This window comes from Staphylococcus sp. GDY8P45P, from assembly GCF_017892745.1.
Classification (GTDB): Bacteria; Bacillota; Bacilli; order Staphylococcales; family Staphylococcaceae; genus Staphylococcus; species Staphylococcus cohnii.
On sequence record NZ_JAESLS010000005.1, the window covers coordinates 28,539 to 53,724 of the forward strand.

The 25,186-nt window shown below is 31.8% G+C and carries 19 protein-coding genes; 11 read left to right on the forward strand and 8 right to left on the reverse strand.

Going from position 1 to position 25,186, the window contains the following annotated elements; all coding sequences use genetic code 11:
- Positions 1-51: 51 nt before the first annotated feature.
- From KA873_RS03690 to KA873_RS03715, 6 genes are all read right to left on the reverse strand, one after another.
- Positions 52-1,035 carry a glycerophosphodiester phosphodiesterase gene (locus KA873_RS03690; protein WP_210140166.1) on the reverse strand — a complete coding sequence of 328 codons (984 nt, stop codon included), beginning with the start codon at positions 1,033-1,035 and terminating at the stop codon, positions 52-54.
- A 285-nt stretch (positions 1,036-1,320) separates the two neighbouring features.
- Entirely contained in the window at positions 1,321-1,716 is a 396-nt protein-coding gene (arsC, locus tag KA873_RS03695; RefSeq protein WP_210140167.1) for an arsenate reductase (thioredoxin), read from the reverse strand.
- A gap of 17 nt (positions 1,717-1,733) precedes the next feature.
- Positions 1,734-3,023, reverse strand: a complete 1,290-nt coding sequence (gene arsB / locus KA873_RS03700) for an arsenite efflux transporter membrane subunit ArsB (protein ID WP_210140168.1) — start codon at positions 3,021-3,023, stop codon at positions 1,734-1,736.
- 2 nt (positions 3,024-3,025) lie between these two features.
- The gene (locus KA873_RS03705; protein WP_107384482.1) at positions 3,026-3,340 is read right to left on the reverse strand and encodes an ArsR/SmtB family transcription factor; all 315 of its coding nucleotides are present in this window, start codon (positions 3,338-3,340) and stop codon (positions 3,026-3,028) included.
- Positions 3,341-3,757: 417 nt separating this feature from the next.
- On the reverse strand, positions 3,758-5,140 hold the full coding sequence (gene argH, locus KA873_RS03710; protein ID WP_107504538.1) for an argininosuccinate lyase: 1,383 nt from the start codon (positions 5,138-5,140) through the stop codon (positions 3,758-3,760).
- Positions 5,133-6,335 carry an argininosuccinate synthase gene (locus KA873_RS03715; protein ID WP_107384479.1) on the reverse strand — a complete coding sequence of 401 codons (1,203 nt, stop codon included), beginning with the start codon at positions 6,333-6,335 and terminating at the stop codon, positions 5,133-5,135. Before KA873_RS03715 ends, argH begins: the two co-directional genes overlap by 8 nt.
- A gap of 354 nt (positions 6,336-6,689) precedes the next feature.
- On the opposite strand from KA873_RS03715, the gene KA873_RS03720 reads away from it, so the two are divergent.
- The 9 genes from KA873_RS03720 to KA873_RS03760 all read left to right on the forward strand — a co-directional run bounded on the left by KA873_RS03720 (position 6,690) and on the right by KA873_RS03760 (position 20,121).
- Entirely contained in the window at positions 6,690-8,021 is a 1,332-nt protein-coding gene (locus tag KA873_RS03720) for a glucose-6-phosphate isomerase (RefSeq protein WP_107386134.1), read from the forward strand.
- A 236-nt stretch (positions 8,022-8,257) separates the two neighbouring features.
- The gene (locus KA873_RS03725) at positions 8,258-8,833 is read left to right on the forward strand and encodes a TVP38/TMEM64 family protein (RefSeq protein ID WP_107384477.1); all 576 of its coding nucleotides are present in this window, start codon (positions 8,258-8,260) and stop codon (positions 8,831-8,833) included.
- 4 nt (positions 8,834-8,837) lie between these two features.
- A complete protein-coding gene (gene lepB, locus KA873_RS03730; RefSeq protein WP_107504539.1) occupies positions 8,838-9,356 on the forward strand; it encodes a signal peptidase I in 519 nt (172 codons plus the stop codon).
- A gap of 18 nt (positions 9,357-9,374) precedes the next feature.
- Complete coding sequence (lepB, locus tag KA873_RS03735) at positions 9,375-9,947, forward strand: signal peptidase I (RefSeq protein ID WP_107504540.1); 573 nt, start codon at positions 9,375-9,377, stop codon at positions 9,945-9,947.
- Positions 9,948-10,177: 230 nt separating this feature from the next.
- Positions 10,178-13,642 carry a helicase-exonuclease AddAB subunit AddB gene (addB, locus tag KA873_RS03740; RefSeq protein ID WP_107504541.1) on the forward strand — a complete coding sequence of 1,155 codons (3,465 nt, stop codon included), beginning with the start codon at positions 10,178-10,180 and terminating at the stop codon, positions 13,640-13,642.
- Positions 13,639-17,310, forward strand: a complete 3,672-nt coding sequence (gene addA, locus KA873_RS03745) for a helicase-exonuclease AddAB subunit AddA (RefSeq protein WP_107386137.1) — start codon at positions 13,639-13,641, stop codon at positions 17,308-17,310. Before addB ends, addA begins: the two co-directional genes overlap by 4 nt.
- Before the next feature lie 25 nt (positions 17,311-17,335).
- Positions 17,336-18,475, forward strand: a complete 1,140-nt coding sequence (locus tag KA873_RS03750; protein ID WP_107504542.1) for a DUF418 domain-containing protein — start codon at positions 17,336-17,338, stop codon at positions 18,473-18,475.
- A gap of 120 nt (positions 18,476-18,595) precedes the next feature.
- The gene (locus KA873_RS03755) at positions 18,596-19,501 is read left to right on the forward strand and encodes a fumarylacetoacetate hydrolase family protein (protein WP_107504543.1); all 906 of its coding nucleotides are present in this window, start codon (positions 18,596-18,598) and stop codon (positions 19,499-19,501) included.
- Between the two features lie 230 nt (positions 19,502-19,731).
- On the forward strand, positions 19,732-20,121 hold the full coding sequence (locus KA873_RS03760) for a YisL family protein (protein WP_019469044.1): 390 nt from the start codon (positions 19,732-19,734) through the stop codon (positions 20,119-20,121).
- A 279-nt stretch (positions 20,122-20,400) separates the two neighbouring features.
- Here KA873_RS03760 and KA873_RS03765 read toward each other — a convergent pair whose 3' ends face one another.
- Together KA873_RS03765 and KA873_RS03770 are read right to left on the reverse strand one after the other, a co-directional pair.
- On the reverse strand, positions 20,401-21,723 hold the full coding sequence (locus KA873_RS03765; protein WP_107504544.1) for a CoA-disulfide reductase: 1,323 nt from the start codon (positions 21,721-21,723) through the stop codon (positions 20,401-20,403).
- A 28-nt stretch (positions 21,724-21,751) separates the two neighbouring features.
- The gene (locus KA873_RS03770) at positions 21,752-22,594 is read right to left on the reverse strand and encodes a Cof-type HAD-IIB family hydrolase (RefSeq protein WP_107386141.1); all 843 of its coding nucleotides are present in this window, start codon (positions 22,592-22,594) and stop codon (positions 21,752-21,754) included.
- Between the two features lie 113 nt (positions 22,595-22,707).
- Between KA873_RS03770 and KA873_RS03775 the strand changes: the two genes are divergently transcribed.
- Positions 22,708-23,016: a metal-sulfur cluster assembly factor gene (locus tag KA873_RS03775; RefSeq protein WP_019469047.1), complete on the forward strand. Its 309-nt coding sequence runs from the start codon at positions 22,708-22,710 to the stop codon at positions 23,014-23,016.
- A 231-nt stretch (positions 23,017-23,247) separates the two neighbouring features.
- The gene (locus tag KA873_RS03780; RefSeq protein WP_107386142.1) at positions 23,248-25,071 is read left to right on the forward strand and encodes an acyltransferase family protein; all 1,824 of its coding nucleotides are present in this window, start codon (positions 23,248-23,250) and stop codon (positions 25,069-25,071) included.
- The last annotated feature ends 115 nt before the right edge of the window (positions 25,072-25,186 follow it).

Consider the following 25,186-nt stretch of genomic DNA (forward strand, 5'->3'; position numbering starts at 1 on the left):
TGTAGAAAAAGAAGAAGTTCTTGTACGCAAGAACTTCTTCTTATTTTTATTTTATTTATTTTTTTGTTCATCATCTTGAATCACTTGTTTATATAAATCAGGGTAATTTGTGAAAACACCATCTACCCCATATTGATTTAAGCGGTGCATATCAGCTTCATTATTAACGGTGAAAGGATGTACGAGCAGACCAGCCCTTTTAAGATTTTTAACATTTTGTTTTGTTAAATCTGTATATTCAGGGCCGACACCAATTGCGTATTGACGAATTTGATTAAAATCCTGTTGGGTTAAAGAGAGTAATTCACCTTTATCTAATAATCTGATTAACGGGACATTGCTATTTAACTGATGCAATTTACTTAAGCTTTCAGGTGAAAATGATTGTAATAAGACATGTCCTTGATTCAGTGATTGTTCATTAAGCATATTGTGGTTGTTTAGTGTTTTTAATACTGCTTCTTCCATCCCTGGGTAAACATCTGGTGATTTAGTTTCAATATAATAATTTGCATTTGTACCATAGCGTTCTAATATTTCATCTAATGTAGGGATTTTAGCACCTACATAATTTGAATTAGCATACTGAGGATTTGCGGCATTAAATTTACTTCCAGCATCTAATTGTTTCAGTTCCTTTAGTGTATATGAATCAACTCTACCAGTACCGTTTGTTGTTCTATCTACAGTTTCATCATGCATTGCAACTAGATGACCATCTTTAGTCATCTGAAGATCGATTTCGATATAAGAAGCACCCATAGCATTATGGCTTTTATCATATGAATAAAAAGTATGTTCTGGCGCATAGCCACTTGCACCTCTATGCGCGACCGTTGTATATTTCTCGCCCGTTAGATTTTGTGCTCTATTTGGATTATGTGAGTTATTATCCTTTTGGTTTGATGGTGTGGCATGTTGTTGTGTTTGAACATTGTGGTTATTTTCGTTAGCTGATGTTATAGATGTCGTTCCAATTAAAGTTAAAGAAAACATTGCTATACTCGTGGATAGTACTTTTTTAAAATTTTGCAAGAATGGGTCACTCCTCGATATGTATTTACATATCAACCCTACAAAATAAAAGTGTGTTTGAGAATAACATTTACAAGATTAAAATTTAAGTTTTATAAAGTTAATATTTTTATAACAATATATTAAAACAATTAAAACCTTTCTAGTATAAATATAATAGGAAATATTATTTTTTGTATCACGCTATCTTCATATAAGACTCCAAATCAACAAAATAAACGTCAATTTCTATAGAAATTGACGTTTACATGTAGTTAAAGTTACTATGTTAGTGATTTAATTGTTTTATCTTTTTTTAAAATTTTCAATAGCTAACTTAATCTCATCTCTAACACGTTGGAATTCTGACCACGATTTACCAGCTGGATCATCAAAACCCCAATGTTCTTTTTTGACATTTGGCGGTAATATTGGACAATTCTTATCTGCATCACTACATAATGTTACGACCAAATCTGCTTGCGCTAAGATCTCATTATCTATCAAATCTGATGTATGATTTGAAATATCAATATCTACTTCTTTCATAGCTTCTACAGCTTTAGAGTTGACACCATGTGCTTCAATACCAGCAGAATAGACATGCCACGTTTCACCTAATATATGCTTTCCCCAACCCTCAGCCATTTGGCTACGACATGAGTTTCCCGTACATATAAAATAAATTGTTTGTTTGTCCATTATAAATACCTCTTTTCTTAAAATATGATGAGTGTAAGGTATAAACCTAACAATGTTACAAATAATACTGGAATGGTAATGATAATACCTGTTCTAAAATATGTTCCCCATGAAATTTTTACACCTTTTTGTGTTAAAACATGTAGCCATAATAACGTTGCTAAAGAACCGATAGGAGTGATTTTAGGACCTAAGTCAGACCCTATAACATTTGCATAAATCATGCCTTCTTTCATCGATCCTATTACATTAGATTGCCCAATAGCGATAGCATCTATTAATACAGTAGGCATATTGTTCATAATTGATGATAAAAAGGCTGATATAAAGCCCATACCCATGATACTGCTAAATAATCCATAACTTGAAACGTTGGATAATATATCTGCTAAAATTGTGGTGATACCAACGTTTTTTAATCCAAACACTACTAAATACATACCAATAGAAAATAGCACAATGTTCCAAGGTGCGCCTTTAATCACTTGCTTGGTATGAACTGCTTTAGATTTACGAGCTAAGAGCACAAAGATAAAAGCAATGATACCAGCAATAATTGATACAGGGATATGAATAAATTCACTTACAAGATAGCCAACGAGCAATATGGCTAATACAATCCATGAAATTTTGAATAATTTGGGATCTTTAATTGCATCTCTAGGCGTTGTAAGATTTTCAGTATCGAATGTTTTTGGTATAGATTTTCTAAAATAAAGCCACAACACGAGAATGCTAGCTATTAAAGAAAATATATTAGGGATTATCATACGACTAAAATATTCAATAAAACCAATATCAAAGTAATCAGCAGAAACAATATTTACTAAATTACTTACAATTAAGGGCAGTGATGTTGTATCAGCAATAAAACCACTGGCGATAATAAAAGGGAAAATCACTTTTTTATTAAATCCTAAATTTCTTACCATTGCTAATACGATAGGTGTTAAAATTAAAGCTGCGCCATCGTTGGCGAAAAATGCTGCTACTATGGACCCTAACAACATGATGAAAACAAACATTTTTAAGCCATTACCTTTTGAAGCTTTAACCATATGTATTGCAGACCATTCAAAAAATCCAATTTCATCTAATATTAATGAAATAAGAATAACAGCAACAAATGTTAATGTGGCGTTCCAAACAATGCCAGTTACTTCTATTACATCGGAAAAACTAACTACACCTGTAATAATAGCTATGATAGCCCCAGCCAAAGCCGTAATACCAATATCTAATCCTTTAGGTTGCCATATGACAAAAGTTAATGTTAAAAGAAAAATTATAATTGCTAAAATAGTCATGTTTAACACTCACCTGATTTCATATTTTTGCATACGCAGTGTTGGTTAGATGTGTTAATCATATTGAGACTTTGATTGATATCATCTAAAATAGCATGATTAAGCTGGTACATACGTTTATTGCCATTTTTACGTGTATTTACTAACTCGTGATCTACTAATGACTTCATATGATGACTTAGTGTAGGTTGTGAGAATTGAAAATGTTCCAACAAATCACATGCACATAATTCACCACAAGAAAGTAAATCTAATATTTCTAATCTGCTTGAATCCGATAAAACTTTAAGCAATGCTGAAAGTCTTTTATAAGACATAAGTATACCTCCTAAACAATAAATAGATTAACATCTATATAGAAATTCGTCTATATAGTTTTGAGCTAAATAGTAAAGGGGGGTTATTGATTTTATTCAAAAATAGGTGATGTTGAATAATTTATTAAACTTATATAATGGTATATCGAGTAAAGTAAGTGAAATGTAATAAAGCGAAGTGGTTTGGATAGTGTAAAAAAGAGTCTGCGACAAAAAGTTTTGAACAAATGTGACGTATTTTGGCGAGACTCTTGTGGGAATAGGGCAAGTTGAAGACTACAGGCTGAAGTTGTCCCTTAAGAAAGCGAGCCAACAAAAAGAAGTATTGAATAAAAAGGAGCACTCAGATGAATTGAATTAAATCATCTGAGTGCTATTTTTCTGAGATTTATGTCTCATATTCTGTTATAAAGTTTTTTAATTTGTATCTTGTTGCTGCTTAATGACTGATAATTGGTGTTCCACAGCTGCTTGTCCAGTTGAGCCATAACTAATTCTACGGCTAACACAATTTTCTGGCTTTAAGAAATCATAAATATCTGCATCGATACTTGTATGCGCATTTTGATATTCTTCCAATGGCACATCTAATAAATAGACATTATGTTGAATTGACCATAGTACGATTTTCCCTACAATTTCATGTGCTGTTCTAAACGGAACTCCTTTATTGACTAGGTAATCTGCCAGTTCAGTAGCATTTGAAAAATCATTATAAACAGTTTGATGTAGACGATCGACATTCACAGTCATTGTATCTATCATACCTGCAAAAATACGCAAGGAACCTTTTATCGTGTGAACAGCATCAAACAAGCCTTCTTTGTCTTCTTGCATATCTTTGTTATATGCTAAGGGTAAACCTTTGAGCGTCATTAATATGCTCATTAGGTTTCCTGTCGTACGTCCTACTTTACCTCTTATTAACTCTGCCATGTCAGGGTTTTTCTTTTGAGGCATGATTGACGAGCCTGTTGAAAACGCATCCGATAAAGTTACAAAATTGGCTTCTGCTGATGACCAAAAGATAATTTCTTCAGCAAAACGCGATAAATGTATCATTGTTAATGATATGTTATGCAATGTTTCTACAATATAATCTCTATCGCTTACAGCATCTATACTGTTTTCGTAAACAGAATTGAAATTCAATAAAGATTGCGTTTCATGACGATCGATTGGATAAGTCGTTCCACTTAGTGCAGCAGCGCCAAGTGGGGAAATATCGATACGCTTCAAACTATCCTGAAAACGCGATTTATCTCTATCTAACATCCAGTAATAAGTTAGTATATGGTGTGCAAATGAAATGGGCTGCGCTCTTTGTAAATGCGTATAACCTGGCATAATTGTATTGACATGTTGTTCTGCGATATTGACGATGGTTTGTTGCAAATCATTGACGAGCTCAATAATCTGAGTAACTTCATCTTTTGTATATAAGTGCATATCAGTAGCGACTTGATCATTTCTGCTACGTCCTGTATGCAATCTACCACCTGCATCACCGATACGTTTAATTAATTCATGTTCGATGTTGAGATGAATATCTTCTAAAGAAACATCGAACGTTAAATTTCCTTGTTCATAATCATTTAAAATCGCTGTTAAACCATTAACTATTTGCTTACAGTCTTCATCAGTTATGATATCTTGTTTGGCTAGCATTTTAGCGTGAGCAATACTTCCTTGCACATCATATTGAATGAGTGTTTTATCAAAGTGAATGGAGGCATTAAATTCATCGACCCAATCTTCGGGCTGCTCACTAAATCTTCCTCCCCAAGCTTTATTACTCATCTAAGTAACCACCATGTAACATAGAATTAACTTTTGTAGGTAAACCAAAGATATCAATAAAACCGACTGCAGATTCTTGATTAAATGCATCTTCCTTAGTATAAGTAGCTAATTTTTCGTTATATAGTGTATGAGGTGATTTTCTGCCGTTTACAACAGCACTGCCTTTAAATAATTTAATACGTACATCACCAGAAACGAATTTTTGTGTACTATCCACAAAAGCTTTTAAGCTATCTGTTAGTGGAGAGAACCAAAGACCATTGTATGTTTGTTCCGAAAATTGTTTTTCAATAACAGGTTTAAAATGAGCTACATCTTTAGTTAAAGTAATCGTTTCAAGTGCTTTGTGTGCTTTCATTATGACTTCTGCTGCAGGCGTTTCGTATACTTCTCTTGATTTAATACCAACGAGTCTATTTTCCACATGATCAATTCTACCAATGCCATGTTTACCAGCTAATTTGTTTAAATCTAAAATTAATTGACTTAACTTATAAGATTTACCATTTAAAGCGATAGGTAAGCCTTGTTCGAACGTAAGTACGATCTCATCAGCTTCGTCAGGTGTATCTTCAATTTCATTTGTTAAGTCAAAAGCATCTTTAGGTGGTGCGGCATATGGATCTTCTAAAATACCACATTCATTACTTCTTCCCCATAGATTTTGATCAATAGAATACGGAGAATCATGTTGGATAGGTACTGGAATATTATGTTTGATTGCATAATCAATTTCTTCTTCACGGCTCCAAGCCCATTCTCTCACTGGAGCAAATACTTTTAACTCTGGGTCTAACGCTTTTATCGCGACTTCAAAACGAACTTGGTCATTACCTTTTCCGGTACAACCATGTGCAATACCTACTGCATTTGTTTTACTTGCAATTTCAACCAATTTTTTTGAAATTAAAGGTCTTGATAATGCGGAGACTAGGGGATATGTGCCTTCATACATCAAATTGCCTTTGATTGCATATGAAACAAAATCTTCACTGAATTCTTCAGTGGCATCAATAATATGACATTCAATTGCTCCCATATCTAAAGCTTTTTGATGAACTAGGTCTAGGTCCTTACCTTCACCAACATCCAAGCAGCAAGCAACGATATCATAGCCTTTATCTATCAACCATTTTACTGCCACACTTGTATCTAAACCGCCGGAATATGCTAAAACTATTTTTTCCTTCATATATTACACCTCAATTGAATTTTTTAATATGTTGTTTATAAATTTGATATTAGTAAGTATAGCAGAAGAATTATGAAAATAAAACCATTTTTATACATAATTATGCAAATTGTAGAAATTTCTTACAATTTAAATTTTACTTATAGTACTTATTTATAGGTTTGTTTGAGATTTTGTCGGATTTATAGAAATGTATATATTGATGAATATATAATTAGATGTTCTGTTTGTTATATAATAAAAGAATAAGCTAAAATATTTATAAAAAATCTTGTTTTATAGGCTAGTTGTTTGAATAGTCAAAATAAACTTAGTAAAATATATATGAAATCAAAAACACTGGAGGCAATTTAGATGACTCATATTCAATTAGATTATGGTAAAACTTTAGAATTTTTCGGCGAACATGAATTACAGCAACAAAAAGATATTGTTAAATCAATTCATAACACAATTCATGAAGGAACAGGTGCTGGTAGTGACTTCTTAGGTTGGATTGATTTACCTATTAATTATGATAGAGAAGAGTTTTCACGTATTTTAGAAGCTTCTAAACGTGTTAAAAAAAATTCAGATGTATTTGTAGTGATTGGTATTGGTGGTTCATATTTAGGTGCACGTGCTGCAATTGAAATGTTAACACCAGCTTTTAGAAATAGTGATGAATATCCTGAAATTGTCTTTGTAGGTAATCATTTATCTTCGACATATACACAAGAACTAATTCATTATTTAGACGGTAAAGATTTTTCAGTTAATGTTATTTCTAAATCTGGTACAACAACAGAACCAGCAGTTTCATTCAGACTATTTAAACAAATCTTAGAAAATAAATATGGTAAAGAAGAGGCCAAACAGCGTATTTTTGCAACTACTGATAAAGAAAAAGGTGCTTTAAAACAATTAGCAACAAATGAAGGCTATGAAACGTTTGTAGTTCCTGATGATATTGGTGGTCGTTACTCCGTTTTAACAGCAGTAGGCTTATTACCAATAGCTGTTGCAGGTATTGATATTGAAGCTATGATGGGCGGTGCTGCTAAAGCTAGAGAAGAGCTTTCTTCTGAAAACCTAGAAGATAATATTGCTTATCAATACGCCAGTATTCGTAATATTTTATATGCAAAAGGCTATGACACTGAAATGTTAATAAACTATGAACCTTCAATGCAATATTTCAACGAGTGGTGGAAACAATTATTTGGTGAATCAGAAGGTAAAGATTACAAGGGCATCTATCCATCCAGTGCAAACTATACAACTGATTTACACTCACTTGGACAATATGTACAAGAGGGCCGTCGTTTCTTATTCGAAACGGTTGTCAAAGTAAATACACCGAAACATAACATTACTATTGAAGAAGATAGTGAAAACTTAGATGGATTAAATTATTTAGCAGGCAAAACAATTGATGAAGTGAACACTAAAGCCTTTGAAGGTACTTTATTAGCACATACTGATGGAGGCGTACCGAATGTAGTGATTAATGTTCCTCAATTAGATGAAGAAACATTTGGTTATCTTGTTTATTTCTTTGAAATGGCTTGTGCGATGAGTGGCTACCAACTTGGAGTCAATCCGTTTAACCAACCAGGCGTAGAAGCATATAAACAAAATATGTTCGCGTTATTAGGTAAGCCAGGTTTTGAAGATAAAAAAGAAGCATTAGAAAAACGTTTATAATTTTATCTATTTATTAATTTAAAAAATGACTGACAAAATGATTTCCGCACTAATCAGGCGGGAATCATTTTTTGTATGTGCCTTATTTTATCAATGCACATCATCATTTCTGTGAGATGTTATTAACCTTTTTGGTACTTGAGACTGATATTTGTACAAAAGCATACATAATTGTTTTAAAATCGCTATAATACACTTATAATTATCGTTGACTAACAATGGTAGGGACTGATGAAATGACTCAAGAACAAGTGCAGTATTGGTTTGATTTATTTGGCAGTTTAGGTTATATCGTAGGGTTTTTATTGCCTTTTATTGAAGCTTTTATCCCAGTACTACCTATTATTGTATTTGTGATTGTTAATGTGAATGCGTTCGGATTGTGGATGGGAACATTATTAGCATGGTTGGGTACTGTTTTAGGGAGCTATCTTGTATTTTTAGGCTTCCGCAGATTGAACCATACACGTTATATGAAAAAGCTACAGCAACGTACCTCAGTTCAGAGGTTAATTCATTTTATAGATAGAAAAGGGGTTATCCCTATTTTTATCCTATTATGTTTTCCATTTACACCAAGTGCATTAGTGAACTTGGTAGTAAGCCTGTCGCATATCAGAGCACACGTTTATCTTGTAGTATTGTTCAGTTCGAAATTGGTAATGATCGGTTTGATTGGATGGTTAGGTAATGATATTACGACACTATTTACAGAGCCGTTAAGGTTGATTATCATTATTATTGTTATTATTGTCGTTTGGTTTATAGGTAGAAAACTTGAACGATATTTTATGCATTCTCCAGAGGAGTGACAATTTGGGTAAGATAGTAAAACATTTGATTTCTATAATATTTGCGATTATTATTGTAATATTGATTCAGACTTTTATTGTTACAGGAGCAGTTATACAAGATAAAAGTATGACGCCGACGTTGAAACAAAACGATCGTGTGATTGTTAATAAAATCAAAACAACTTTTAACATGTTAAAGCTAAACGATATCATCATGTACCATAAAGGTGACGATGTACATATTGGTAGAATTATCGGGAAGCCCGGCCAATCTATAACCTTTAAAAATAATCAATTGTATAGAGATGACAGACAAGTAGATGAAAGGTATACTGAGTCAAGTATTGATGATTTGTCCCTCAGAAATATTAAAGGTTCTGAAGGAGATGTTATTCCACCAGACGAATACTTTGTACTGAATGATAATCGTGAAATAAAAAATGATTCTAGAACAGAAGGCTTTGTTCGACAAGAAGACGTTATTGGTGATGTAAGTTTAAGGTATTACCCTTTAAGCAACTTCACAGTAAACTTTAAATAAATAGACGAGGTGTAAAAAGTGAAAAAAGAAATACTAGAATGGATTGTGTCAATTGCTGTCGCAGTAGCGTTAGTATTATTGATTACAAATTTTGTTGCAAAATCATACACAGTCAAAGGGGATTCTATGGATCCAACCTTAAAAGATGGTGAACGTGTAGTTGTAAATATGATTGGTCAAAAACTAGGACATTTAGAAAAGGGAAATGTCATTGTATTCCACGCTAATAAAGAACAAGATTATGTAAAACGTATCATTGGTACGTCTGGAGATAACATTGAATATAAAAAAGACCAATTATATGTTAATGGTAAAAAAGTTGATGAACCTTATTTAGATTACAATGAAAAACATAAATTAGGTGAATATATTACAGGTACTTATAAAACAGAAGATTTCAATCAGGCTAGTGGTAAAAACAAAATTCCAGAAGGGAAATTGTTAGTATTAGGTGATAATCGTGAAGTAAGTAAAGATAGTCGTTCATTTGGTTTAATTGATGAAGATAAGGTAGTAGGTAAAGTTTCGTTTAGATATTGGCCACTAAATAAAATGACATTTGGATTTAATCCAGATGTCAGTTATGAATAGATAATATATGCATATATCCTGAGACATACAAATGTCTCAGGTTTTTTCTATATAGAACGATTGTACAATTTGTGGTTTGTTAACCGTTTGAGAAATGTTTTATAAACATGAAAACAATACAGTATTTAATTAATATATATGAACTTAAATGTAGGTAAATCACATAGACTAATAAACAAAGTACAATGCTTAATATGTTAAAATATAAATCAAAGGAGTTGTTGTATGCAATGGAATTCAATGCTTATATTGGGAGAGCTGGCACTGGTAAATCATACAGTGTAATAGAAGAAATAAAAACGAAAATGAAACAAAATCCGTTAGGGGATCCTATTATATTAATCGCACCTACCCAAAACACTTTTCAGTTAGAACAAGCTTTCGTAAACGATCCATTATTATATGGTAGTTTGAGAACTGAAGTGCTCCATTTTGAACGATTAAGTCATCGTGTTTTTCAAGAAGTTGGAGGATTAACAGAACAACAGTTATCCAAAGTTGGTACTGAAATGATGATTTATGACATTATTCAACAACATCAGTCACAGTTGAAATTGTATCAATCACAAGTGAAATACTATGGTTTCAGTGAAAAATTATATGAACAAATACAAGATTTTAAGAAATATGCGGTTTCACCACAACATATTGAAGAGTATATAGCAACCAATCATTTACAAACGAGAACTAAGCATAAATTAGAAGACATTGCATTAATATATAAACAATTGGAAGATAGAATTCGTGGTGAATATGTTTCTACTGAGGATAGTTTGCAACGATTTATTAAGGTGATGAATCAGTCTGAATGGTTGCAACGTGCTGAGATTTACATTGATGGATTTCATAACTTTTCTACAATCGAATATCAAATCATTCGGTCATTAGTTCAAAATACTAAAAAAGTTACGGTTGCTTTAACTACTGATGGAGATAAAGATGTTTTTAGTTTATTTAGAAAGCCATCAGAATCTTTAACACATATGCAAGATATTGCAAGTGAATTAAATATTGATTTAAATATTAAGCAATTTTATCAACAACAAAGATTCATTCACGATGATTTAAAACATTTGGAACAAAACTTTAATGCATTGCAATTTGAACCCATTGCGTCAAAAGGACACATCTCTATCATAGAATCATCAGTGATGCGAGAAGAAATAAATGAAGTTGCAAGACGCATTCTAAAAGAAAATCGTGAATTGGGTAGACGGTTTCAAGATATTGCTATTTTATATAGAGATGAGACATACGCATATTTAATGGAATCTATTTTACCCCAATATGACATCCCGTATAATATTGACGTCAAGTCATCAATGACACATCATCCTATAATGGAAATGTTCCGTTCATTAATTGAAGTACTTCAGACAAATTGGAACTTTGAACCGCTCATGCGTTTGTTTAAAACAAATATTTTAACTAAAAAATTTAAAGACAGCCAATACTTAATTGATATTTTAGAAAATTTTGTATTAGAACGTGGTATTTATGGAAAACGTTGGATAGATGATAAATATTTCCAAATTGAACAATTTAGAAAAATGGGTTTAAAACGACAACCTTTAACAGAAGAAGAACGTGAAACATTTGAGAGGGTCATCCAATTAAAAGTAGATGTGATAGATAAAATTATGCGCTTTGAAAATCAAATGGCTAATGCAACAACAGCTGTTGATTTTGCAACGGCATTTTACGAAGCAATCGAATCATTTGATTTACCGAGCCAGTTAATGACAGAACGTGATACGTTAGACGCTGAAGGCGAACACCGTAAAGCAGAAGAAATTGATCAAATATGGCACGGTTTTATTCAAACATTAGATGATTTAGTGACAGTATTTGGTACTCAAGATTTAACAAAAAGTAGATTTTTAGAGTTGTTAGATATTGGTTTGGATCAATTGGAATTTGTAATGATTCCTCAAACACTTGATCAAGTTAGCATTGGTACCATGGACCTAGCAAAAGTTGATAATAAGCAGCATGTGTATTTAGTTGGTGTAAATGACGGTATTTTACCTCAGACTGTTAGTGCTTCAGGCTTAATTACAGATGAAGAGAAAAAATACTTCGAAGAACAATCTGCGATTGAATTAAGTCCAACATCAGACATATTACAAATGGATGAAGCATTTGTATGCTATATTGCTATGACGAGAGGACGTTCAGAAGTGACATTCTCGTATTCATTAATGGGCGCAAGTGGAGATGAAAAAGAAGCAAGTCCATTTTTAAGTCAAATTCAGCAACTGTTTACAAATCTTGAAGTACAAAACATCCATCGTCAACATCAAGCAAATCCACTAACATTAATGGAACATCCACATCAAACAAAAATTGCATTATTTGAATCACTCAAAGCGTGGCTTGATGAAGAAATTGTCGCAGATACATGGTTAGATACATATCAAGTTATGAGAGATGATGAGAAATTAAATACGGGACTTAGTTATTTATTATCAGCACTCACTTACGATAATAAAACAGTACAATTAAGTGAAGCATTATCAAAAGATTTATATGGTACGACCATTAATGCTAGCGTATCACGTTTTGAAGGGTATCAATCATGTCCATTCAAACACTTTGCTTCACATGGTTTACGACTTAATGAACGTACAAAATATAAACTAGAAAACTTTGATTTAGGTGATATATTCCATCAAGTATTAAAATTTATCTCTGAAAAAATTAATGGTGACTTCAAAAATTTAAACGTAAAGCAAATTCAAAAATTAACGAGTGACGCATTATCTGAAATTCTCCCAGAGATACAATTTAATTTATTAAATTCAACAGCTTATTATCGCTATTTGTCACAGCGCATAGGTTCAATAGTAGAAACAACTTTAACTGCGTTAAAATATCAAGGTAGTTACAGTAAATTTACGCCGCAACGCTTTGAAGCTAGCTTCAGAAAAAAACCAAGGGACAATCAAGAGCTATATGCTCAGCCTTTACAAACAACACAAGGGGTTCCTATCAATATTCGAGGACAAATTGACCGGATAGATACGTATAACCATGGAGATGAAAGTTTTGTAAATATTATTGATTATAAATCATCAAAATATAGTGGAACTTTAGATTTAACAAAAGTCTATTATGGTATGCAAATGCAAATGATGACCTATATGGATATTGTATTACAAAATAAATCTAGACTCGGGCTAACTAATATGACTAAACCAGGTGGGTTATTGTATTTTCATGTTCATGAACCACGTATAAAACTTGCTTGGAATGAATTAAATGAGACGAAAAGAGATTTAGAATTTATTCAATCTTTTAAATTAAGTGGCTTATTAAATAGTGATGAAGCAGTATTAGACGCTTTCGATACTCGAATAGAACCAAGCTATAATTCAGATATTGTACCTTTAGGTTTGAAAAAAGACGGTGGTATTAAGTCTAATAGTAAAGTTGCGGACGAAAAGACTATTTACAAATTAATCCAGCATAATAAACAAAATTTTATAGAAACAGCATCTAATATTATGGACGGTCATACAGAAGTAGCACCCATGAAATATAATCAAACACTGCCATGTGATTTCTGTAGCTATAAACCAGTCTGTCATGTTGATGGTATGATTGATAGTAAACGCTATAGAACTGTAGATGAAACAATTAACCCAATTGAAGCGATACAAAATTTGGAGTTAGAAAGTGAGGAAGAAGAATGATAAGTGAGATTCCTGTAAAACCAGCTGATACAAGGTGGACCGATAATCAGTGGAAAAGTATCTTTGCAAAAGATCAAGATATACTTGTAGCAGCAGCTGCAGGCTCTGGTAAAACAGCGGTCTTAGTTGAACGTATCATTCAACGCATTCTTAGAGATAAAATCGACGTAGATCGTTTATTAGTCGTAACATTTACTAATGCTAGTGCAAGAGAAATGAAGCAACGCGTAGACCAACGTATTCAAGAAGCATTTATTGAATCACCTGATAATACACATCTAAAGAATCAACGCATTAAAATTCATCAAGCTCAAATTTCTACACTTCACAGTTTTTGTTTAAAGTTAATTCAGCAACATTACGATGTATTAGATATTGATCCAAACTTTAAAACAAGTGGTGAAGCGGAAAATATTTTGCTACTTGAACAAACCATTGATGAAGTTTTAGAACAACATTACGATATATTAGATCCTCATTTTGTTGATTTGACTGAACAATTGTCTTCAGATAGAAATGATGAGCAACTTAGAGATATTGTAAAAAAAATGTATTTCTTTAGTGTTGCTAATCCCGATCCTTTGAATTGGTTAAGTCATCTTTCAACACCATATAAAGATAAAGCACAACAGGAAGCATTATTAAAATTGCTTAATGAGTTGGCTATGATATTTATGGAGTCAGCGTTAGAGTCATTAAATAAAAGTTATGATTTATTTATGATGCTTGAGCAAGTAGATAAGCAAATTGCAGTTATCGAAAAAGAACAACAATTTTTAGCTAAAGCTATGGAAAATGGCCATATAAATCATGAAACAATCGTGCAACACGAATTCGAAAAAACATTTCCTCGAAAAGATAAAAAGATTAAAGAAGCGAATGAAATGATGATAGATGCTTATGACGATGGTAAAGCATATTATGATAATTATAAAAAATTAGTGTCAAAAGTTAAAAATGATTATTTTTCAAGATCTTCAGAAAATCTAAAAGCAGATATGCAACGTTTAGCACCTAGAGTAGCTTATCTTAGTCTTATTACCAAAGATGTCATAACACTTTTTAATCAAAAAAAACGCAGTCGAAATATTTTAGATTTCTCAGATTATGAACATTTTGCTTTGAAAATTTTAACAAATGATGATGGTTCACCTTCAATCATTGCACAAGCTTATCGTGAACAGTTCGAAGAAATATTAGTAGATGAATATCAAGACACAAACAGAGTACAAGAAAAGATTTTGTCTTGTATTAAACGTGGTGCAGAACATGATGGCAACTTATTTATGGTAGGGGACGTAAAACAGTCGATCTATAAATTTAGACAAGCAGATCCTAGTTTGTTTATCGAAAAATATAATCGCTTTACTGAAGATGGTTCATCATATGGTTTACGTATAGATTTATCTCAAAATTTCCGTTCAAGATTAGAAGTGTTAACAACAACTAATTACTTATTTAAACATATGATGGATGAATCTGTAGGAGAGATTAACTATGATGATGCAGCACAATTGTATTATGGAGCTCCCTTTGACAACAAGCCACATGATGTGAATTTAAATATGTTAGTAGAAGATGCATCTTCTGATTTAAATGGTTCAGAACAAGAAGCAGAATACATTGTGCAACAAGTTGAAAAAATAATGAATAATCATGAAATCTATGATATTAAAACACAACAATATCGAAAGCCTAATTACAAAGATATCGTTATTTTAGAAAGGTCATATGGGCAAGCGCGAAAAATACAACAAGCATTTAAAGATCATAATATTCCGTTTCATGTGAATAGTAAGGAAGGCTATTTTGAACAAACAGAAGTACAATTGATATTGTCCTTTTTAAGAACAATTGACAACCCGTTACAAGATATTTATTTAGTTGGTTTAATGCGTTCCGTTATTTATCAATTTACAGAAGATGAATTATCAAACATTAGAGTGTTTAGTCCTCATGATGATTATTTTTACCAATCTATACAACATTATATGGATAATGATGTTGCCAATAAAAAACTAGTCAAAAAATTAAAATCATTTTTAAATGATATAGCTATGTATCAAGACTACAGTCAAAATCATCCTGTATATCAACTTATTGATAAATTTTACAATGATCATTATGTTATTCAATATTTTAGTGGACTTATTGGCGGCAAAGGTCGACGTGCGAATTTATATGGATTGTTTAATAAAGCAGTAGAATTTGAAAATTCTAGTTTTCGCGGCTTATATCAATTTATTCGGTTTATTGATGAACTTATGGATCGCGGAAAAGATTTCGGCGAAGAAAATATTATAGGTCCTAATGACGATGTTGTGCGAATGATGACAATTCATAGTAGTAAAGGGTTAGAGTTTCCATTTGTTATTTACTCTGGTTTATCACGTAAATTTAGAAGAGACGATTTACACAAACCTGTAATTCTAAACCAAAATTATGGACTTGGTATGACGTATTACGATGTTGAGTCAAATTTAGCGTATCCGTCATTATCTTCAGTCACTTTGAAAGCAATCGCAGAAAAAGAAATGGTTTCAGAAGAGATGAGATTGATTTATGTGGCATTGACGCGTGCTAAGGAACAATTATTTTTGATCGGTCGTGTTAAAGATGAGAAAGAATTAACACAACTTGAGCAGGTTTCTGTCTCGGAAACACATTTACCAGTAAGTTATAGAATTACAGCTCAAAGACCGATTGATATGATATATCCAATATTAGCAAAATATCAATCATCGTCATTACCAAGTGAAATGCGATTCGAGCAATCGATAGATGATATTGATGCTACGATGAAACCTTATGTGAAATTGACTACAGAATTTTATGAAGATGTTGCTTCAGAACAAGTTATTTCAGATAGTGAACAGCGAACTGTTAGTGACATTGAGAATATGAATAGTGGCAATGACACCTTAAAAACACAAATACATCAACAATTAAGTTACGTCTATCCATATCAGGAAGCCATGGTAAAACCTTCAAAACAGTCTGTTTCTGAATTAAAACGACAATTAGAAACGGAACAAGCGGATACAAATTATGATAGAGTTCGACAGTATCGTATTGGTACTACTGCATACGAAAGACCTGCATTTTTAAGTCATCAAACTAAAAGAAAAGCAAATGAAGTTGGGACATTAATGCATACAGTAATGCAGCATTTGCCTTTTAAACAAGAAAGGTTAACTTCAGAAGAAATTGAAGCATTGGTTGAGCAGTTAATTGTTAAATCTATCATTCCTAAAGATGCAAAAGCTGATATTCAATTTGAAGATATTCATAAATTTGTTGAAAGCGATTTGTATCTTACGATAGCGCAAAGTGATTATATTTATCGAGAATTACCTTTCGTTGTTAATCAAGCAAAGGTAGACCAGTTGCAAGATGTAGAAACAGATGCATCAATTATTCAAGGGATGATTGATTTGATTTTTATTACAGATGATCAATATTACTTCGTTGATTATAAAACAGATGCTTTTAATAGACGTTTGCATATGTCAGATGAAGAAGTCGGAAATCAATTACGCACCCGTTATAAAATACAAATGGAATATTATAGAAACACCTTACAGACCATCCTTGGTGAATCTGTTAAAGGCTATCTATATTTCTTTAAGTTTGGTCAACTTTCAATAGATGATAAGTCGATAAAATAATGCTTTGATAAAGGAGTGCTAAACAGTGTCGACACAGCAGAGAATATTTGAATTGGATGCTTTACGTGGGTTCAGTTTGTTAGGCATTGTATTGATGAATATTTTGACTTTTAGTCTGCCATATGAAGAATCATTTCTTCCTGATTTAGTGAAGGGTATAGATGAAAGTTTATTAAGAGGTGTTACGCTTTTTGTAATTAGTTCTTTTTATCCCATTTTCACTTTTTTATTTGGTTATGGTTTAGCCATAATGTATAAGCATAGTCTAAAAAGGTCAATGAAATACTATCCTTTTATTTATAGGAGATTAATATTTTTATTAATATTAGGTGCATTACACGGTTTTTTACTTTTTTCAGGTGATATTTTATTCAGCTATGCATTTACTGGGATGATTGCAGTATTATTTATTAAAAAAAATGCAAAACAACTTTTTAAGATAGGAATTGTTTTGTATGTAATAAAAGTATTTATCTTGATTTTACCTACTTTTTTAGTGACACTCTTCGATGATCCATACAGTACTATTAACATAAGCGGATATAATGTTTCTGAAATCGTCAACTTAAAGCAAAGTGGTGAATATTTTAACTATTTAAAAATAAATGTTGCTGAAAATATCTATAATATTATAGATACAGTAACTTTTTCTGCATATTTTGAATTTTTACCGTATGTGTTCTTAGGAATGGCAGCACAAAAATACAACTTGATTGAAAAAGTACAATCCAATCAAAGTCGTCATCGTCATATTTTATACGTATTTGTTATGTTAGTTGTAGGATATGCTTTTAAAATGCCATATGTAATTGATTATGGAAACCAAGCTTTTGCTATCATTAGCGCTATGATTGGTGGTCCGCTTGTAGCATTTAGTTACATATTATTGTTTATTTATTGTTGTCAATTTAACCAGTTTTCTAAAGTAGTGCGTATTTTTAAGTATCCAGGAAAATTAAGTTTAACAGTATACTTAATGCAAAGTTTTATTTTTACATTTATTTTTGTAGGCTTAGGTTTTTATAATAAGCTGCCACTTTATGAATCTTATATTATCGTATTTATTGTATACAGTTTGCAACTTATTTTCTGTTATATGTATCTGAAATTTTATAGATATGGACCTATTGAATGGTTGTGGCGTAAAGTGACTTATTTAAAATAATGATGCGATATCCAAGACGGTGTTTATTGAATTTTTTGAAAATAATGGGTATTTATTTGTGATTTGTTACTAAATATAGTTATAATATGTAATAAGATATAGATGAGGAGCTGATATTGAATGAAATTTTTATCATTCAGACATAATGAACAGACATCTTATGGTGTGAAAGTTAAAAGAGAAGAAGCTGCTTGGGACTTGAAAAAAGTCTTTGCAGATTTTGCGGAAGGAGACTTTCATCCTAAGACATTATTGAATGGTCTTCAACAAAACCAAATATTAGATTTCCAAGAACAAGTACGTAAAGCAGTCGTAGCGGCAGAAGATAGCGGCAGAGCTGAAGAATATAAAGTTGCATTTACAGATATTGAGTTTTTACCTCCAGTAACGCCAACAAATAATGTGATTGCTTTTGGACGTAACTATCAAGACCACGCAAGTGAATTGAATCATGAGGTACAACGTTTATACGTCTTCACAAAGGCAGCTTCATCGTTAACGGGTGATAATAGTGTAATACCAAACCATAAAGATATTACAGATCAGTTAGATTATGAAGGTGAGCTAGGTATTGTAATAGGTAAATCAGGTGAAAAAATTCCTAAAGCTTTAGCACTTGACTATGTATATGGCTATACAATTATTAATGACATTACTGACCGTAAAGCTCAAAACGAACAGGACCAAGCATTCTTATCTAAAAGTTTAACTGGTGGTTGCCCAGTTGGTCCATATATTGTAACAAAAGATGAATTACCAACACCTGAAGATGTAAATATTGTAACCAAAGTAAATAATGAAATTCGTCAAGATGGTAATACAGGAGAAATGATTCTTAAAATCGATGAATTGATTGAAGAGATTTCAAAATATGTAGCATTACATCCTGGTGATATTATTGCTACTGGTACACCAGCTGGTGTGGGTGCAGGTATGGCACCTCCTAAGTTCTTACAGCCAGGTGATGAAGTGAAAGTAACGATTGATAATATTGGTACTTTAACAAATTTCATATCAGAAAAATAAAAATAAACGAATTAGGCTAATGATAATAAAGTTAGCCTAATTTTTTTGAAATAAAGTAGTGATATTGCTTTAAATTGAAATTAAAGATAAAATGTGAAGTGCAGAACTTTTTTTGAAAAACATATACTTTTTCAGTATGATTAGAGAAGTACGCTTTTAGTTTTGTAATTAAAAGCAATTATGTATTTATATTTTTTATAAAAAGTAAAAATAGTGTGGGGGTATCATATATGTTACATATGCATATTGCAAGTTGGGTATTATTAATTATCTTGTTTTTCGCAGCTTACTTTAATTTCTCAGAAAAACAAGGTGCAACACCTTATTTTAAACCAATTCATATGCTATTAAGATTATTCATGGTTTTAGTCTTAATTTCAGGATTTTGGATTTGGATTCAAGCATTTGGTGATGGAAATTCAGGCGGACACATGTTATTAACATTGAAAATGATATGTGGTGTTGCTGTAGTTGCGTTAATGGAAGTTACAGTTACAAAACGAAAAAAAGGACAATCAAGCAATGGTATGATGTGGGGCACGATTGCATTAATTATAATTACTATGATTATTGGTGTTATTTTACCGCAAGGCCCAATCACTCAAATGTTTGGTATGTAAAAAAAACGGAGACATTAAATTGTCTCCGCTCAGACTGTCGACCAAGTCTCTGACTTTGTTGGCAGTTTTTTTGTGCACGCTTTCCACGGGCACTGCCTTAGCCTGTAGTCTTCGGCTAGTGCGTTTCCAGCATGAGACGGCCCAAATCACTGCCACCATTAATCTGAAAATAGTATAATATATATATTATACAGTGGTGGTGTTTATTATATTGAATAAATCAATTAACAAAATAGATCAATATGAAGTGATTTCTATCTCTGAATTAGTTCCTAAAAATCATTTATTGCGCGCCTTATAGCCTATCATATTGATAATATCTTTTGGTCGACTATAAGGTGGAGCATAAGAAACTTCGAACTCAGTAAGTTCATCAATGGTTAATTTATGCAACATGCCCATAGATAAAACATCTATACGTTTATCAGCGCCATTTTTTCCTACAGCAGCAGCACGAATGATTCGTCTGCTAGATTTATCGAAATAGACACGTAAATGTAACTTAGTATTTCCTGGGTAATAACCTGCATGTTCTCCTTGGTTAGCTTCTACTATTTCATAATCAAAGTTATCTAATTCTTGTGGCGTTACGCCAACACTGGCAAAGGTATAATCAAAGAATTTTACAATATTTGCGCCTAAATAACCCTTAAAGTGTACAGAAGTATTTCCTGCTAGTTGTTCTGCTATAATACTTGCTGCTCTATGAGCACCCCATGCTAAAGGTACATGTGCATTTAAGTCTACATGACGATAATGAGAAGTAATAATATCACCTAAAGCATAAATGTTTTCGATGTTCGTTTGGAAATGATCGTTTACTGGAATGTAACCTTTACTGTCCAAAGTTACATTTGATGATTGAATGAATTCTGAATTAGGTTTAACGCCAATCCCTTCAATAATCAAATCATAGTGTTCAACTTTACCAGATTTAAAATGAACTTCATGACCATTCACTTTTACAATTTCTTCATTTAAACGATAGTTGATATCTCTTGCTTTCATTTCATCAAAAATGGGTTGATTCATATCACTATCCATTAATTTGTTCACATGAGTTGAACGATGTATTAATGTGCTATCAATCCCTCTATGATGTAAATTATCTAATATTTCTAATCCAATATATCCCGCACCAACGACAAGTGCTGTTTTAACGTTTTGTCGCTCGATAAAGTTTTCAATGGCATCAGTATCTTCCATATTTCTTAATGTAAAACTGATATCACTGTTTAAGTTTAAAGAATTCGCGCTACAGCCAGGGCTTAAAATTAAAGTGTCATAGTCTTCTTTAAACGTCGTCTTGTCTTGTTTGTTAAAAACGGTAATTGTTTGAGTTTTGTCGTTAATTGCAGTTACTTCGTGATAGGGCTTAACAACAATCTTTTTAGAATCATAGAAAGACTCTGGCGTTGCTTCTAATACTTTGTCTCTAGAATCTACGACATTTCCTAAATAATAAGGCAGTGCACAGTTAGCAAAACTCATATCTCTATCTTTTTCAAAGACGGTGATTTCACTCTCTTTGTCTAATCTTCTGATTTGGCTAGCAACGGTTGCACCTCCAGCAACAGCCCCAACCACTACAATTTTATTCATAGTATATAGCCCCCTATAAATTTAATGATTAAATATGTGATTCTACTACTGTTTCATAAGATAAATTTAAATGGAAAAAATCATTTAAATAGCGACCAATACCATCGTCATTATTTGAATAAGTTACATGATTTGCGACATGTTTTAGTTCATCTAAACCATTTTCCATAGCGATGCCATGTTTGGCATATTTTATCATTTCTAAGTCATTATCTTCATCACCAAATGCAATAATATGATTTCTATCCACATCTAAATAGGATTTTACATAATCTATACCTCTTGCTTTACTAATACCTTGTTTTACGATTTCAATAACTGGGAAAGGTGAGCCCCATCTTCGGTGTTCAATGTTTTCAGCATAGAAACGTGTAAGCATTTGCTTAATTCTAGGAATCATAAACTCTTCAGCTTCGACTAAAATTGAAGTAGGTGATTCACTTAAAGAATTAAGTAAATCGCCGGTTTCTATTTTAGGGTTTCCCATTGAAAAACCATCAAATAATTTTTGGTCAAAATTATTTAAAAAGACATAATCTTTTACTTCAGCAATAATATTGGAAACACCAAAGTTGTTTAGTGACTGAATAATCTCATGTGATAAGTCTAAATCTAGTACTTCATGTTTATTTTTAAAATGATCATCTTTTGGATGATGCACGAAAGCACCATTAAAATTAACTACAGGTGTATTCATATTTAGTTCATGATAATAAATTTGACTGGCTCTGTATGGTCTGCCAGTTGCTATCATTAGTTTGTGTCCTTGCTTTTGTAATGTAGTTAAAACCTTTTTAGTATAAGGTGTAATTTTCTTGTCATCGTTTAACAGTGTTCCGTCTAAGTCTAAACAAATTAAATAAGAACTCATGTAAATCTCCTTTAAATTTAATAAATGATGTATGAATATCATAGCATTTTATTGGCGTTTTGTAAGATATTTGATATATTGTTAGTATGATTAAATACGAAGAGGTGAAATGTATGGATGAAGGATTAAAAGATAGCATACTAAATGCTTTAGAGATGGTAATTGACCCTGAGTTAGGAATCGATATCGTAAACTTAGGTTTAGTATATAATGTAGATGTTGATGATGAAGGCTTATGTACAGTGGAAATGACATTAACTTCTATGGGTTGTCCGCTTGGACCACAGATTATGAACCAAGTAAAAATGGTCTTAGCAGAAATTCCTGAGATTTCAGATACAGAAGTAAATATTGTTTGGAGTCCGCCATGGAGTAAAGAAATGATGTCACGTTATGCTAAAATTGCGCTTGGCATAGGTTAATAAAAGATAGATAACTAGTTTAAGTAACAATACGTTTGAATATGTATTGCTAACTTAAGCTAGTTTTTTTAATTTTAGAAAACATGTGGACGCTTTATGTCAGGCTATTTTAAAATTTTTTATTTCTATCGTTCAATTCATTAAAATAATTGCAGTTGTATTACATTAATATTACAATAGCTAGGTGAATAAATTAGATGTTTACGTAATTTTAGGAAAGTTTGTGGGGAAATGAACAATAATCTTGAAAATAATCGTGTGAAACGTAACACGCGCTATATGCCTGGTTTAGATGGTTTAAGAGCAATTGCAGTAATTGGTATTATTATTTACCATTTAAATAAGCAATGGTTAACTGGTGGATTTTTAGGTGTTGATACATTTTTTGTTATTTCTGGATATTTAATTACTAGCTTACTTTTAAAAGAATATGAAGAAACAGGGATAATTAATTTAAAAAACTTTTGGGTACGACGTTTCAAAAGATTGATACCTGCAGTACTAACTTTAGTATTTGTTGTAGTAGTAGCAACATTGGTATTAAAACCAGAAGAAATTGTTAATATAAAAAAGGATGCAATAGCAGCAATTTTTTATTTTTCTAATTGGTGGTACATCGCTTCAGATGTAAATTATTTTGAACAATTTGCTTTTATGCCATTAAAACATTTATGGTCCTTAGCAATTGAAGAACAATTTTACATTGTATTCCCAATCCTTTTTATATTCCTTTTATTAGCATTAAAAAAATACCGCAATGTTGTTTTGATATTTTGGATAATTTCATTAATTTCTTTACTTGTGATGATTATCATTTCACAACCGCATATGTCTCATTCTCGAGTTTATTTTGGTACAGATACGAGACTTCAAACAATGTTATTGGGTGTTATACTAGCGTTTTTATGGCCGCCATTTAAGTTGAAGAAAAATCCTCAAAAGACACTAACGCATATCATAGATGGTATTGGTGTTTTTGGTATTTTTATCTTACTTTTACTTTTTTATAAAGTTAATGATAATAGTGATTGGATTTATAACGGTGGATTTTATTTAATATCTGCAATGACGTTATTTGTCATAATGAGTGCTGTTCATCCATCAGGTTATTTTGCTAAAGTTATCGGTAATCCTATTTTTGTTATTATTGGTAAGAGATCTTATAGTTTGTATTTATGGCATTTTCCAGTTATTAGTTTTGTACATTCATATTATGTTGCTGGGCAATTACCGAATTATGTGTACTTTTTAGATATCATATTGACAATCATTTTAGCTGAACTCTCGTATCGCTATATTGAAACACCTTTTAGAAAAGAAGGTTTTAAAGCATTTTCTATAAAATTAAATAAAAAATTACCATTAGTAAGAACAGCTATTTTGTTAATATTTATGATTCCAAGCCTATTTGTTTTAGCTGGTAGCTTTGATAAATTAGGGAAAGATATGATTACGGATAAAAAAACAACGTTTAAAACAGATGAATTTGATAAACAATTAGTGCGGCCTATACCAATTGATGAAGTAAACTTTTTTGATAAATCAAATTCTAAAAAAACAACAAAATCAGAAGTATATACAAATATTAAACCATTGCTTATTGGAGACTCAGTGATGGTTGATATAGGTGAAAATTTTAAAAAAAGGGTGCCCAACGCAAAAATTGATGGTGAGGTTGGACGTAATTTATATGATGTTGCACCACTTGTAGAAAAACACTATCAATCATATAATAAAAGTTCCGATAAAATTGTGCTAGAACTAGGTACAAATGGTGACTTTAGTAAAGAACAATTAGATACGTTAATCAATAAATTCGGAAATGCACAAATTTATTTAGTGAATACACGCGTTCCGAGAAGTTATGAAGGTCACGTGAATAAATTGATGGCAGATGCCGCTAAAGCACATAAAAATGTAACGCTTATTGATTGGTACAAACGCTCTGAAGATCATACAGAATATTTTGCGCCAGATGGTATTCATTTAGAAACAAAAGGTGTAGAGGCATTAACAGATGAGATTTTAAAACATATAGCAAACGATTCAAAATAAATCAGAAGGTTAGAGAAACACGATATTATTGTAGTTTGATCATACACAAACGCCAATTTCAATTGAAATTGGCGTTTGCTTTGTTATTGATACAATTTTTCGAAAAACTTTCGCT

Bases quoted from the DNA above. Each gene is read 5' to 3' on its own strand.
- KA873_RS03770 (WP_107386141.1), bottom strand. From the start codon at position 22,594: ATGAGTTCTTATTTAATTTGTTTAGACTTAGACGGAACACTGTTAAAC.
- argH (WP_107504538.1), bottom strand. From the start codon at position 5,140: ATGAGTAATAAAGCTTGGGGAGGAAGATTTAGTGAGCAGCCCGAAGAT.
- KA873_RS03765 (WP_107504544.1), bottom strand. From the start codon at position 21,723: ATGAATAAAATTGTAGTGGTTGGGGCTGTTGCTGGAGGTGCAACCGTT.
- KA873_RS03725 (WP_107384477.1), top strand. From the start codon at position 8,258: ATGACTCAAGAACAAGTGCAGTATTGGTTTGATTTATTTGGCAGTTTA.
- KA873_RS03780 (WP_107386142.1), top strand. From the start codon at position 23,248: ATGAACAATAATCTTGAAAATAATCGTGTGAAACGTAACACGCGCTAT.
- KA873_RS03755 (WP_107504543.1), top strand. From the start codon at position 18,596: ATGAAATTTTTATCATTCAGACATAATGAACAGACATCTTATGGTGTG.
- KA873_RS03775 (WP_019469047.1), top strand. From the start codon at position 22,708: ATGGATGAAGGATTAAAAGATAGCATACTAAATGCTTTAGAGATGGTA.
- arsB (WP_210140168.1), bottom strand. From the start codon at position 3,023: ATGACTATTTTAGCAATTATAATTTTTCTTTTAACATTAACTTTTGTC.
- KA873_RS03760 (WP_019469044.1), top strand. From the start codon at position 19,732: ATGTTACATATGCATATTGCAAGTTGGGTATTATTAATTATCTTGTTT.
- arsC (WP_210140167.1), bottom strand. From the start codon at position 1,716: ATGGACAAACAAACAATTTATTTTATATGTACGGGAAACTCATGTCGT.
- addA (WP_107386137.1), top strand. From the start codon at position 13,639: ATGATAAGTGAGATTCCTGTAAAACCAGCTGATACAAGGTGGACCGAT.
- KA873_RS03715 (WP_107384479.1), bottom strand. From the start codon at position 6,335: ATGAAGGAAAAAATAGTTTTAGCATATTCCGGCGGTTTAGATACAAGT.
- KA873_RS03705 (WP_107384482.1), bottom strand. From the start codon at position 3,340: ATGTCTTATAAAAGACTTTCAGCATTGCTTAAAGTTTTATCGGATTCA.
- KA873_RS03720 (WP_107386134.1), top strand. From the start codon at position 6,690: ATGACTCATATTCAATTAGATTATGGTAAAACTTTAGAATTTTTCGGC.
- addB (WP_107504541.1), top strand. From the start codon at position 10,178: ATGGAATTCAATGCTTATATTGGGAGAGCTGGCACTGGTAAATCATAC.